Origin of the sequence: Citrobacter sp. Cpo061 (assembly GCF_030332845.1) — a bacterium.
GTDB lineage: Bacteria > Pseudomonadota > Gammaproteobacteria > Enterobacterales > Enterobacteriaceae > Citrobacter > Citrobacter portucalensis.
Window position 1 is genome coordinate 57,860 of record NZ_JAOWHB010000053.1, and the last position, 14,678, is coordinate 72,537.

At 50.4% G+C, this 14,678-nt stretch carries 7 protein-coding genes; 5 read left to right on the plus strand and 2 right to left on the minus strand.

Annotated elements, in window-relative coordinates:
- The first annotated feature begins 572 nt into the window (after positions 1 to 572).
- The 5 genes from OGX97_RS19010 to lapD are packed head-to-tail and all read left to right on the plus strand — an operon-like array spanning position 573 to position 7,206.
- Entirely contained in the window at positions 573 to 2,765 is a 2,193-nt protein-coding gene (locus tag OGX97_RS19010) for a putative bifunctional diguanylate cyclase/phosphodiesterase (protein ID WP_218658982.1), read from the plus strand.
- Positions 2,758 to 3,690 (plus strand): amino acid ABC transporter substrate-binding protein, encoded by a 933-nt coding sequence (locus OGX97_RS19015; protein ID WP_286592709.1) that lies wholly within the window; start codon positions 2,758 to 2,760, stop codon positions 3,688 to 3,690. The genes OGX97_RS19010 and OGX97_RS19015 overlap by 8 nt, the downstream gene beginning before the upstream one ends.
- A 7-nt stretch (positions 3,691 to 3,697) precedes the next feature.
- Positions 3,698 to 4,567: a transporter substrate-binding domain-containing protein gene (locus OGX97_RS19020; protein ID WP_235127583.1), complete on the plus strand. Its 870-nt coding sequence runs from the start codon at positions 3,698 to 3,700 to the stop codon at positions 4,565 to 4,567.
- Between the two features lie 2 nt (positions 4,568 to 4,569).
- The gene (lapG, locus tag OGX97_RS19025; RefSeq protein ID WP_032945487.1) at positions 4,570 to 5,262 is read left to right on the plus strand and encodes a cysteine protease LapG; all 693 of its coding nucleotides are present in this window, start codon (positions 4,570 to 4,572) and stop codon (positions 5,260 to 5,262) included.
- A 9-nt stretch (positions 5,263 to 5,271) separates the two neighbouring features.
- The gene (gene lapD, locus OGX97_RS19030) at positions 5,272 to 7,206 is read left to right on the plus strand and encodes a cyclic di-GMP receptor LapD (protein ID WP_235126900.1); all 1,935 of its coding nucleotides are present in this window, start codon (positions 5,272 to 5,274) and stop codon (positions 7,204 to 7,206) included.
- Positions 7,207 to 7,283: 77 nt separating this feature from the next.
- Here the strand turns inward: lapD and OGX97_RS19035 are convergent, their stop codons facing one another.
- Both OGX97_RS19035 and OGX97_RS19040 read right to left on the minus strand, forming a co-directional pair.
- Entirely contained in the window at positions 7,284 to 7,559 is a 276-nt protein-coding gene (locus OGX97_RS19035; RefSeq protein WP_048236656.1) for a hypothetical protein, read from the minus strand.
- Positions 7,560 to 7,621: 62 nt separating this feature from the next.
- Positions 7,622 to 14,629: an Ig-like domain-containing protein gene (locus OGX97_RS19040; protein ID WP_441301393.1), complete on the minus strand. Its 7,008-nt coding sequence runs from the start codon at positions 14,627 to 14,629 to the stop codon at positions 7,622 to 7,624.
- Positions 14,630 to 14,678 lie beyond the last annotated feature (49 nt).

Below are 14,678 nucleotides of genomic sequence, written 5' to 3' on the forward strand. Positions count from 1 at the left end.
AATCCAGACTCGAATGTCACAAACAAATCCTTTTGGGTCAGCCGATGAACCATAGCAAAATTGTCAACATTGACCGCGCACTGAGAAAATAAAATAAGGTTCTATAATGAAGAGAGCATGTTATTCATATCAAATCAGGAAATAAATACCCATTTATAGACAAAAATGGACATCCGGTGGGGATGGAATCACTAAAATGCCTGTCCAAAAAACCGCTAATTCATTGATGTTTAGTAAAAAACAAAAAAGCCTTTATCAGTTTCCCAACACCTCCAACCAGTACGTATAAAAAATCTTCTCAAGCACTATGAATGTCAACATTAATATCCTGAAAGGGGCATTCAGAAAATGTATTTTTATGTACACTTTTGCCTATTGACGAAAAGAGCAGCGTTATCTATATTCGCATACCGTTATTTTTGTCATTACTCACCATGGTTCAATGTTAGTTATTTGTTACGTCATTAAGTTTCACATCTTTCATCTACTTATTTGCAACAATAATATTCCATCAAGTAATAGCAGAAATTAATTTTAGCACCGAACAATCTTTTCAGGAATTAACATAATCCGTGGCAAAGTCTCTGTTTTCCCTTAAAGCAATAAAAGGGTGGCAACATTCAATCACTGGCAAAATAACGCAATTCTTGCTGGCGGGTATCGTTATTGCGTTTAGTGCTGGCGCGTTTACCAACTGGAGCCTGATAGATAACTTTTCTTATCAGCAGTGGGTACAGCGGGCTGAAGCGAATGCACAGATTATGACCTACATCATCCGCAACGTGTATACCACCGTTTCGGTCGAAACCAGCGACGCAGGGCAGATATCCCGCATTGTCTCCGACAGACAGATTGGTGACACCGACTCTATTATGCAAACCGGTTATAACCCGGTTGACGTTCTGGCACTGGCTTCAGTACAGACCCATAGCCCCACCTGGTTGTTTCTGTATACGCCGGAGAAAGGGTTTGTTGGCATCAACAATAAGTCAGAAGAGGGTGATGGGATCATCTCTTTCCCCGGTCGTCTGCCGCGAGATGTGCTGGGTAACTACTATGTTGGCTTCGCCCAAATTAATGGCGAAGAGTGCTTTATCAGCGCCGTTCCTATTTTGACGCCCTCAGGTGAGATCCTCGGTAGCCTGATTAGCAGCATTGGAAAAAAAAGCGATCTCTACGCCACCTACGATGCGATGCTGAAAAAAAGCAGTATCATTTTTGTCCTGATTTTGCTGGTAACGCTGGCACTGGTCACGATGTTTATGCGCCGTTTATTCCGTCCGGTTCCGCTGCTGATTAACTCCCTTACCCGCATCGCCCATGAAGAGACGGACTGTATAACGCCCTATCTTGATCAGGACGATGAGATTGGACATCTGGCCGGGGCGATTGAAAAATTGCGCGTCGCCATGAAAGAACGCGGCTATCTGCAACGAATGCATGAAATGTCGCAAAAGATGGAGCATATGGCCCATCATGATTCACTGACCGGATTGCCCAACCGCGTTTCGTTTGGCCAGGCGTTAGATAAACGCGTCAGTGAAATCCATCAGGACGAAAAACCATTTAACCTGCTGTTGATTGACCTCGACAACTTCAAACCAGTAAACGACACCTTTGGTCATAAAGCGGGCGATGAGCTATTAATCAGCGTTGCCCAGCGCCTGCAGCTCTTGCTGGGACCTAACGATATCGCAGCGCGTCTGGGCGGTGATGAATTCGCCATTCTGCAACATGTCAGCGATAACGCCATCAAAGAAGCGAATCGGCTGGCGAAGCGGATTATTCGTGCGCTGAGCACCCCGTTTACCTGGAGTACGCATACTTTTTCCATCAGCTGCAGTATCGGTATCACCACCGCGCCGTATCAGGGCAATAATACCTCGACGTTGATGATCAATGCCGACCTTGCCATGTACGCCTCAAAACATCATGGCCGGGGTTGCTTCCATTTCTTCGAAGACGGCATGGTGATGAAGCATACCCACAGCCTGTTTATTAATCAGGAAATCATCGATGGTATTGATAACAAGGAATTCGAGCTTCATTACCAGCCAATCATCAATCTGGAAGATGAAAGCGTATATGGCTACGAATCGCTGATACGCTGGAATCATCCCAACAAGGGTCTGATTTACCCTGATTATTTTATCAACATCGCCGAGAACTCCGGTCTGATTGTCCGTTTGGGCGAATGGATTATTCGTCAGTCCTGTGAAGCCGCTGCCAAATGGCCGGAGCGTATCAGGGTAGCCGTCAATATATCGGCCTACCAACTGCACAGCCCAGGACTGGTTGACGTGATCAAAGATGCGTTACGCATCAGTCAACTTTCAGCCGAGCGCCTTGAAATAGAAATTACCGAATCCGAAAAGCTGGATAAGTCGATTGCCTTGCCCGTGCTGCAAGAGATCCGCTCACTGGGCATTGAAATCGCGATGGATGATTTAGGCACCGGCTACGCGGCACTGGATTATCTGCTGATCTATCCTTTCACTCGCATCAAGATAGCGCGCACGCTGGTCGATAAGCTCCAGCAAGATAATGCCAGTCAGTATTTGATTGTGATGCTGATTCAGTTTGCCCATAAGTACAATATGTCGGTCACCGCTGAAGGGGTAGAAACCGCTCAGCAGCGTGACATTCTGCGCGACATTGAGTGCCAGAATGTTCAGGGCTATTTCTTTAGCTATCCGCTGCGCGAGCGTGAAGTGCTTTCCGCATTTACTAAAGAGGCCATTGAAGAAGGACTGTGCAATGTCTGACTTCTTTCGCCCGGTAAAGCGCATGCTGACGATTTTTGCCCTGTTAATAGTTTCAGCAACGCCATGCTTAGCAGGCTCTGCCCTGCCGTTGCACACGCTGGAGCAGATCGCCAACAAGAAAAGCATTACCCTTGGTTATCAGGATGATGCGTTTCCTTTCTCCTGGCAGAATGGCAACGTACCTGCCGGCTATTCCATTGATATTTGCAACAGTATCGTCAGCGCGCTCAAGACAACACTTCAGCTTAAAAACCTGAAGGTCGAGTGGGTAAAAGCTAACTCGGCCTCGCAGTTTGTCCTGATTAAAAATCACATGGCAGACATCATGTGTATCCCGGCCTTTTATTCGAAAAGTCGCCACAGCATTAGCGAGTTCTCGCTGCCGTTTTATTTTTCAAGTACCCGCTTCGTCATGCGTAAAAATGAAAGCAACGACAATCTGGCAGAGCTTTCCGGACATAGCGTACTGGTAAAAAGCGGCACGATTTACGTTGAGCAACTGCAAAAAGTGAATGCCGCCAATGACCTGGATATTAATATTCAACTCGATACCAACAACATTACCGCCTTCAATGAACTGAAGAATGGTGAGTATTCTGCACTGATCTCCAGTACGGTTTTACTCAAAGGGATGATCGCGCAAATGCCTAATCCTGGAGACTATAAACTTTCCGACATTGCGCTCAGCGCCCCGCTACCGGCCGGCTTGTTACTCCCGTTACACGATAAAGAATTTAAAGAATTTGTTGATGACACTCTCTCCTCGCTGATGGCCAGCAACGAATTTACTGCGCTGTACAATAAATGGTTTCAGTCACCGATTCCGCCGAAAGCCATTAATTTAAACATTCCCATGTCAGATAACCTGAAAGCATTAACGTCTGCTAAAAAGAAGATCAGTTTTGATTATGAAAAATATAATTAATCGTGAGATGACAAGGGTGAACCGCATAGTGCAATGGCTGTTTTTACTGGCAGGCATCGGTATCACCCCCGCGCTGATGGCGCAGCAGAACGCCGCGACGCTCGATCATATTCAGAACAGCAGCGTGCTCAACGTGGGTTATCGCCAGCTGCCACCGTTTTCTTTTACTGACCACAATGGCAAAGTCACGGGTTATACCATCGCGGTATGTAACATGATTGCCGATAAGTTGCGCCAGTATTTGAAGCTCAACAGCTTAACCATTCATTATATTCCCGTGAATTTTGCAGAACGCTTCTCCGCATTAAACACACGGAAAATAGATATGGACTGTGGTGTAAATACTAACGCACCGGAGCGGACCTCCAGCGTTTCATTTTCGCTCAACTACTACACCGCGAAAATGCGCATCATCTCTTTGCGTAAAAATAATATAAATTCAATTGCCGATCTAAAAGGACGCACGGTAAGTCTGACCGGTAGCTCTAAAGATTTGCTGGAATTTAATAAAGCCAACAGAGAGCAACACCTTAATATTTCAACGATTACCACCACCACTATAAACGGCGCATTTGAGAAAATGGCGCATAATGAATCCGCCGCTTTCTTTGTCGATGACATTCTGGCCTGGCCGCTGATTAATCATAGCGAGCAACCTGAACTGTTCAGCGTCTCTTCTGAGAGCATCGGCAATGAGATGCACTATGCCATTATGATGAGGAAAAACGATCCGCAGTTTGTGACGTTTGTTGACAGTACGCTGACAGATTTTTTTGCCTCGCCGGCCAACGTGCAATTACGTAAAAAGTGGTTGTCCCCCTGGTCCTGCGAAAAGCTGAAAAACCCGTCACCGGGCAGTTGCCAGCATAGCCATTGAACATTATCCGCCGCTGCTTACGCCACCGCCTGCTACGCCTGTGGAAAATCCCCGGGGCGCTGCTGCTATTGCTGTCAGTCCATTCGCTACGCGCGGCCTGGGATTTTGCCAATATTCAACAAAAGTCCGATGCGCTATATGGCCCGGCAACACCAGAAGCACAGCAACGGATCCGCGCCTGGCAACAGCTTCTGCTCCAGTTGCGTAATGCTGACGAGCAAACGCAATTACGCGCTGTAAACCAATTCTTTAACGAGAAGATCCGCTATACCGAAGATATTGATGTCTGGCATAACGTCGATTACTGGGCAACCCCTATCGAGTCGCTGCGCAAAGGTGAGGCGGATTGTGAAGACTACGCAATCGCCAAATATTTCACCCTCCGCCAGTTGGGCGTGTCAGAAGACAAACTTCGCATCACCTACGTTAAAGCCCTGCGTTTAAATCGCGCGCATATGGTGCTCACCTGGTACGCCACCCCTGGGGCGATTCCTCTGGTGCTCGACAGCCTGACCAGCACCATTTCGCCTGCTACGCAGCGCATGGACTTATTACCCGTCTACTCCTTTAACAACACTGGCCTTTGGCTTCCCGGCAATCAAAACAATAAACGCGTTGGGGACAGCAAGAGGCTTTCTCGCTGGCAGCAAGTTTTCACCAAAATGCGGGAAGAAGGCTTCCCGATGGATAAATAGGAATCGCCCGTGTCTCTTTTTAAACAGTTACTTCTGGCAATCTCTCTCTTTATGATGGTTGTGTTCAGCGGCAATTTTATTGTGACGCTGGAGAGTTCTCGCAATCAGTCCAATAACCAACTCCTTTCACATGCCCAGGATGCCGCAACGGCGCTAGGCGTTTCGCTGACGCCCAACGTCAACGACCCGGCAATGATCGAGCTGATGGTCAGCTCCATTTTCGATAGCGGTTACTACAAAAAAATCCGCATCGTCGATCTGGCAAACGGCAAAATAATGCTTGAGCGTAGCGCGGTAGCGACAATTCCCAACGTTCCCGGTTGGTTCGTCGATCTGGTGGATGTCACCCCGCAAACCGGTGAAGCAACGATTATGCGCGGCTGGCAGCAGGCAGCTCGCGTGGAAGTGACCAGCGATCCTATCTTTGCCGTGCAGCGTCTGTGGGACAATACCTTAGGCAATCTGTTGTGGATGCTGTCCTGTAGCCTTGCCTGCTTAATCGCCGGTATTCTGCTGCTGCGCAAACTGCTGCGCCCACTCAATTACATGGCAAAACAATCCGAAGCTATTACCCGTCGCGAGTTTCTGACACTCCACGAGTTACCCAAAACGCCGGAATTACGCCGCGTTGTAGGCGCCATGAATTTAATGGCAGCTAAGCTTAAATCGTTATTTGAAGAACAAGCTATCTACAGCGAACGCCTGCACAATGAAGCTTATCTCGACAGCCAGACCGGGGTAGCCAACCGCCGGGCATTCGATATGCAGCTCCAGGCGCGACTGAGTGATGCCGATACGGCACCAGGATATCTGATGCTGGTTCGCGTTCAGGATTTAGGTGGCCTGAATCAGCGCTTTGGCGGACCGCATACTGATAAGCTGTTACTCAACATCGCCAACCTGCTGAACGCGCACAGAGAAAAGTATGCCCCTCTCGACAGCACGCTCGCCCGCATTCGCGGCGGTGAATTCGCCCTACTCTGCCCTGGCGTGACGCACGGAGAAATGCTGGAGCTGTGTAATTCATTGTCTCAGAAACTCACGGCCTTTTACGCTACTGGAATGTCAGACCAACAGCCGGTTGCCTATACCAGCATGGTGCCATTCAGCGCCGGAGAAAATGCCCAGTCATTGCTGATCCAGGCCGATCGCCTGCTGGTTGAAGCAGAAACACACACCAACCATCAGGTCGTTCCTACCACCGAAATACCTGCAACTACAGAAGATCAGCATTTGTGGTTTGTTCGCCTGGAGCATGCGCTGACAAATCAACAGTTTCAGTTGGTTTATCAGCCGGTGGTTGATTGCCGCCAGCCGGACAAAATCCTGCATTACAAGGTGCTGTCGCGCATTTTTGATGAGCAGGGTAACGCCATTACCGCGGGACGGTTCCTGCCCTGGATCCACCGCTTTGGCTGGAGTCATCGCCTCGATAAAGCCATGTTGAAACTGACATTGAACCAGTTGAAAACCGCGCCCGGAAAATTGGCGTTGAGTATCTCCGGCAGTTCTGTCGCCAGTGCGGCCGCCACTGCTGAGCTACTCACCCCGCTGCGCTATTCACCGAAATTAGCCAGTCAGTTGATTCTGGAACTGGATGAAAATCAGTTACCCGGTCCCCATCAGATGGCGGCATTTGTTAAAACAGTCGGTCAGCATCGCTGCTCGCTGGGTCTGCAACACTTCGGCAGCCGTTTCGATATGATTGGTCATCTGTCGCAATGGGGTCTTGCCTATCTGAAAATCGACAGCAGCTATATCCGCAAAATTGATGAGGAAAATGATAAGCGTTTGTTTATTGAAGTATTGTGCAGTGCCACGCGCAGTATTGATTTGCCGCTCATTGCCGAGCGAGTTGAAACGGAAGGTGAGCTTATGGTGCTGCAAGAATTAGGGATTGATGGTGCAATGGGGCAATTATTAGGTGAGCCCGCGCCATTGTGATAAAACTGGCGTCTTGATACGCCTTTGTATAGCCGGATGGCGCTACGCTTATCCGGCCTACAAACTGCCTGCATCAGCTAAAATATACGATCATCGTTGCCAAGCAGTTGTTCTAACCCGCCAAGTTCCTGGCGCGCGTTCGCGCGATTCATTAATTTAACCTGCGCCATCGCTGGAAGATCGGTAATAGCAATCACGCCTTTACGGATCAACAGGTAAATCAAATCGTCGAGCACGCGAACCATCTCCAGGTCGCTTTTTTGCAGCATCGCTAAAGCCTGCTGGTTGTCATTTTCAGGACTTTTTGCCACGCCTTCTGTCTGCACGTTTGCAGCAGATGAATCAGAGTTCATATCAGTGCCTTTTCATTTTGCATGATGCTGCTGCCCTGTTTACACAGGGCAGCAGGCAATCGTTAGTGAGTGTGGTTTTGATCGGGTTTAGCAATCAGGTGATCCAACGAGTAGGTCGGAGAATGCAGATCGCCGCTTGCCGGAGTAGACAGCGCGGTATCTATTCCATGCGCCACTTTTGCCGGACTGGCGATCAGGTGATGATCGCCGCCGCTTTGAATGTACTTCGCAATATCCACGCCTTCATGCAGTTCACGGGCCAGATCGCTGAGATCGACTTTTTCAAGCACGCCCTTCGCCTTATCGTCAGCACTGAGCACCGCTGTCGCCTGACCGTGTCCGGTCGCTGCTGGTGCATAAGACAGAGATAATGCGTTATCGTCGAACAGGTTATGCAGCGCATGCTGTATCGCAGCATGATTCCCTTTATCCACCGTATGCCCTTTCACTGGTGCAGGCTCGTCCATCGTCACGTTCAACGTTTGGCTATAAGGCGTAATATTACCGTGGTTATCATGCGCCTCGACCAATACGTTCACACGGTTATGACCGGCACGGAATGCGGAGGTATCGGCCTCAATGTCATAGGTCAACCCATTAATGCCCTGATGAAGAATGGCATCGTACTGATGACCATTTACCAGCGCTTTAATATGATCGCCATCATGCACATCACCGCTCACGCTGCCGGTAATATGCGTGACGGTATCGTGTGATTCGGCACGCGAGATGTGGTTATCACCGGCGATCTTATCTACCACGATACTGGCGTCAGCGTGTGTATCAAGGACGATGGTTTTGTGATCGCTCACATCGATTGTATTACCCGCGTCGTCGTGTAACGTCGTTTTCACATCAATATCATTGATACCTTCCTTCAGATATGCGCTCTGGACAGCAACCTGATAAACCGTTGATGATCCAGGTGCCAGCGTAGCCTTCATAAGGTGACCGTTGATATTCACTTCAACAACATCGGTAGAATGGGTATCCCCAGAGACCGTAAAGCGAATCACTGTGTCTGACTGCGATTCTTTCAGGTTAACGACGTTATCTGCTGCGATGCCGTCATTGATAGTAATCGCACCATCGGCATGAGTATCCAGCACCACGTTTTTCTGATCGTGCACGTCTAACGTATTCCCTGCGTCATCGTTTAACGTCGTTTTCACCTCAATCTTATTATCGCCCTCATTCAGATACGTTCCCGGAACCGCAACCTGATAAACCGTCGAGGAGCCAGGTACCAACGAAGCCTTCATGTTGTTGCCATTGACGCTAACATCAACGACATCGGTCGGGTGAGTGTCGCCGGAAACCGTAAATTTAATCACCGTGTCTGACTTCGATTCATTCAGGTTAACGACGTTGTCGCCTGCGATGTGGTCATTAATGGTAATTGCACCGTTGGCCTGCTCATCAACGGAATAGGTATGTGTCGATTTTGCGGTGAACGGGTTCCCCGGCGCGTCATGGCCGGTAAGCTCAACGTCAATAACTTTGTGCGCATCACTACGTAGAACCGCCGAATCCACGTCAATCTGATAGCCCAGACCGCCGCCGCTCAGGGTGATGACGCTCCCTTGATACTTATGCCCGCCGATGGTCAAGGTAACCGGATCATAAAGCTGCGCGTCACCGCCGACATGGCCGGTGATGGTCACCTTCTGCCCCGACAGCTCCTGGTGGTTGAGGACGTTATCCGCCGTGACGCTGTCAATGTCGACGGTACCTGAAGCCACGCGGTCGATGAGGATCGTCTTATCGGTATCAATCTGCTGGCGGTTACCGGCATCGTCATGGGCGACGACATGGGCAGTAATATGCTGGTCATGAACCAAATCAACCGTACTGACTTCAACGCGGAACACCTTCTTACCGCCGCTGTCGGAGACTATCGCCGGCAGATCTTTGCCATTGACGGTGACGGTAACCTGATCGCCGACCTCAACGTCGCCGGTCACAGAACCGGTGATGATGGCGGTCGGTTTCCCGGCTTCAACGTTATTCAGCACGTCATCATTGGACACTGGGTCTAGGACAATTGTCGCATCCACGCGCTCGTCAATTATCACGATTTTGTCATACGTCGCAGTCTGGATATTGCCTGCCGTATCATGACCCGTCACGCTGACATGAATAGTCGGATCGGCCTGAAGATCCGTGGTACTCACGAATGCTTTATACCCCAACTGCCCGTTCATATGCGGCAGCTCAATGACAGTGGCCTCAACCTGGTTGCCATTAACGGTGATATAGACCTTGTCGTTTTTGTGTACGTCACCATCCACGGTACCGCTGACTTCAACCTTGCCAGCCTGAATCTCAGCGGCATTGATAACGTCGTCACCGCCCACGGTATTAACCGTTACCGCTGCCGATGCCGTGGTATCGACAGAAAACGCTTTGATGATACTGGTGTCCTGAACGTTGCCAGCCTTGTCGTGACCGGTCACTTTAGCGTCGATGGTATGGTCAGCTACCAGGTCTGACGTATTTACATCAACTGTGTAGTGATTACTTGCATTAATAACGGCATTGTAATCATGACCATTGACCGTCAAGGTCACGTTTTCACCGGGTTTAACATCGCCGGAAACGGAACCACTCACCGTGGTCTTTGCTTGTCCAACTTCTTGCGAGTTCAGTACGTTATCAGTTGTGATGTTATCAATCGTAACGCCCGCATCAGCGTTGAGATCGACCTCAACGTGCTTCGACGTCGAGTCAGTACCAGTGTTTCCGGCAGCATCGGTAGCGCTTACCGACGCGGTAATGTCCGGGTTATTACGCAGATCGTTGATGCTGACATCCTGCGACCAGACCCATCCCGTGGTGCCTGCATGTACCACAGCGGTTAAAGTATTACCATTCACCTGCAGCGAGACTACGCTACCGTCATGGATGCCTTCGCCGCTGACCGTACCGCTGATCGTTGTTGTGCCGCTTTTCGCTTCCGAACCATTGATAACGTCATCACCGGCGACATTGTCCATGGTGATGTGGACTGGGTTATCGATATCGACCTGAATGGTTTTCAGCACGCTCGAGGTGTCGCTACCCGCGGAGTTACTGACGGTAATTGATACCTCAAATGTCGGGTGCGCCTTAAGTACGTCGGTAGGAACATCAACCTGATAGCCTAATTCACCCGGCAGACCAGGAATCGCGATCATTTTGCCGGGGTATTGATTGCCGTTAATGGTGACAATAACCGTATCATTGACGCTTACATCCCCAGTGATCAGACCACGAATCGGCGTAGTGGATTTACCCTCTTCAACTTGGTTGATTACATCATCGCCCGTCACCGGATCGACGGTGAGGTGGACATGCGGTTTCTGTGGCAGCGAGGTTCCCGTGCCGGTTGTAGATGTAGTGATTGGCGGCAAATTGGTATTAAAACTGCTACCGCCAGCAACAGGAATTTGTGCTACCCAAGGTAGGTCATAATATTGATGTGCCACCGCCATAGCGACATTGCCATGATTGTCGTGGCCAATGACAGTTACAGTAATATTGCCGTCATCATCCCAATAATCAGTGCTAATGTTCAGTGTGTATCCCAGCTTCCCATCCGGTAAGGTGATAACGGTGGTGTCCAATCTGTTTCCATGGCCTACGTCAATATGGATAAGATCGCCGAATTGCGCATCATGATCAACATGTCCCACAACCGTCACATAATCAGGTCTGGCTCCAGCAGCAAGGTCTTGCGGAACCCAGTTTTTAGCTGAGTCAATAGTGATGCCAATCTGAGCAACGGTATCAATCTCCACCGGCCTATCATCATGCCCGTACGCAACGTTGCCAGCCGCATCCTTTGCCGTCACCTCGGCATGGATATTCGGATCCATCAGCAGATCGAGCGTTGAAACCTGAGTGCTAAACACGTGCTGACCGTTGCTGCCATCCTGCACCGGGGCATAGTAGGTCTGATGGTTGATGGTCAGTTCAACCAGATCCCCCACTCGTACATCGCCACCCACGGTACCGGTCACGGTGGTCAGCGGGTTATGCGCATCTTTGTAGCTGATAACATCATCATTATGATCCGTCACCAGCGGGTCAATATGGACGATAGCCTCGGCGCGATCGTCAATATTCACCGTGCTTGTCGTATCCGCCGTCGCGGTATTTCCTGCGGCATCATGGGTGGTAATCGTCGCCGTAATATTTGGATCGTTTTTCAGCCACTGGGTATCAACCTCGATGCTATAGCCCAGCGCCCCCAGCTTCGGCAGTTCAACAACCGTCGCATCGACTGCATGGCCGCCAATCACCAGATGAACGATATTCCCCTTTTGCGCATCGCCGCCCACCGTACCGCTGATGATCGTTTTCGGCGCCTGCAGTTCAGTACCGTTCAGAACGTCATCACCCGTCACGCGATCGATGGTGATTGCGGCAACGGCCCGGTCATCCAGATTAACGTCATGGTGCGCCACCACATGCGCATGGTTCTTCGCTGCATCGGTAACGTCCATGGAAACTTCAATATGCGGGCTGGCGACCAGATCGGCGGTATTGACGATAATACGGTAGCCCAGATGACCACCGATATCGTCCACCGACCCCTTATAAGTGACGCCGTTGATCGTCATGACCAGCGGGTCACCCTTGTGAACTTCACCGGTCACGGTGCCGGTCACGACGGTGGTGGTCTGATGCTGCTCGTCATAATTCAGCGTGTTGTCTGGCGTAACGGAATCAATCTTAATTGTCGCGTCGATGAGGGTATCGATCACCACCGTGGTCTGAGCATTGGCCGTTGCCGGGTTACCCGCAACATCGGTGGTGCTAACGGTGGCCGTTAAATGCGGATCGGACAGCAGATCGGCGGTACTGACTTTGATGCTATACCCGAGATGACCGCCCTGATCGCTGACTTTCCCGGTCAGGGTATGACCATTCACGGTAAGGTAAACGGTATCATTGGCGTGCACATCGCCGCCGACTCTGCCGGTCACATAGGTGAACGGCTGGCGGGATTCATCGCCGTTGACCATATTGTCGCCGGTAACAGGATCGATAGTCAGCAGCGCTTTCGCGTGCAAATCTACCGCCATATCCTGCGTGGCTTCGGCTTTCTGCTGGTTGCCAACATTATCGACCCCAACCACCTGCGCAACGATATGCGGATCTTTCACCAGATCGCCCGTCAGCACATCCAGCTTATAGCCCAGCGCATTATTGTGCTCCGGGAGTTTCTGTACCGTTGCGTCGTAGTGGTGACCATTGACGGTAACAATCACTTTATCGCCCATGTGCACATCACCAGAAACGGTACCCATCACTTCGGTGGTGTGTTTTGTGGACTCGGCGCCGTTAATCATATTGTCGCCCGCCACGGTATCAATGGTAATCCCTGCCTGGGCGTGGTTATCAATTTTTACTGTATGCGTCGTGGACTTGACAACTTCGTTCCCCACGGCATCGTGCGACGTTACGGTAGCCTTGAAGGTGACATCTTTGTCCTGGTTGCTCTGGTTGTCGCTAAAGTCAGAGGACAGAACCGGGATTTGATACCCCAATTGACCGTTGCCCAGAACGATAACCTTGCCGGTATAGGTGTTACCGTTAATCTCAACGCGCACATCATCGTCAACCTGGGCGTCTTTACCCACGACGCCGCTAACCAACAGCCAGGTCTTGTCCAACTCGAAATGGTTGAGTACGTTATCATCCGTCACCGGATCAATCGTAATCGTCGCTTCCGCGTGCAGATCGATATGCACCATATGGTCGTGCGTTACCGTTGACGGGTTACCGTGTTCATCGACGGTTGAAATGGAGACATGGACCTTCTGGTCGCTGCCATCTTTCAGATTATCGGTGCTGACTTCAATGCTGTAGCCCAGCGAGTGGTTAGAGAGTTCAATAACCTTGCCGCTATAGGTTTTGCCATTGAAGGTTAAGGTGACAACATCGTCTTTCTGCGCATCGCCGCCGACTGCCCCTGTAATCGTCGTCTTGTGCAACTGAGACTCAGCTTTGCTGATAATGTCATCACTTGCGACGGTATCGATGCCGATAGAGGCGCTGGCGTTCAGATCCAGCCCCACGGTACGCTCCGCAGTTGCCGTGGTTTCGTTATCATGATCGTCCGTGGTATGAATGCTGGCATGAATCACCGGGTCGTTGACCAGGTTCTGGGTATCCACCGGGATATGGTAGCCGAAGCCACCGTTTGCCAGCTTCTCCACTTCCCCCGAATAATGTTGGCCATTAATCACCAGCTCAACGATATCGTGCTCTTTTGCATCGCCGCTCACCGAGCCGCTGATGGTGGTCTTGCCGTTATTGTCCGTCGATTCCTTGATGTTGATGAAGTTATCATCCGTCACACCATCAATGGTGATATGCGATTGCGTGTACATATCGTTGCTAATGGTCAGGGTATTCTGACTGGTGACACTATTATGCGCCGCATCCGAGGAAGTTACGGAAACGGTAATTTGCGGGTGGGTCATCAGCATATGAGTATTGACCGGGAAGCTAAAGCCCAGCCCGCCGCCTGTCAGCGGGATAACCACACTGTGAATCACCTCGCCGCCCTTCAGCGCCAGAGTAACCGCATCCCCCACTTTCGCATCCGCGCCGGTAACGGTACCGGTAATTTGCGTGATACCGCCGTTGGCGGAAAACTCCTTGATATTAATAACGTCATCACCCGCGACGGTATCAATATGCACCTGGTTTACCGCAAAGTTGTCGATATGCACGCTGTGGTTGCTGATCGCCGTCACTTCGTTGCCTACCGCATCATGCGAGACAACCGTCGCCCTGATGTTGACGTTTTTATCCTGGTGGCCCTGGTTGTTGCTGAACGCCGACGAGTCGACCGGGATTTGGTAGCCCAGTTGACCGTTATTCAGCGTAATGACTTCACCCGTAAACGTGTGGCCATTGATCTCAAGGCTGACAACGTCGTGAACTTTCGCATCCCCGCCGACGGTGCCGGAGATGATTTGCTGAGCCATATTCAGCTCGCTATGGTTCAGGGTGTTATCGGCGGTCACCTTATCAATCGTAATGCTCGCTTCCGCGTGCAGATCGATATGCACCATATGGTCGTGCGTTACCGTTGACGGGTTACCGTGTTCATCGACGGTTGAA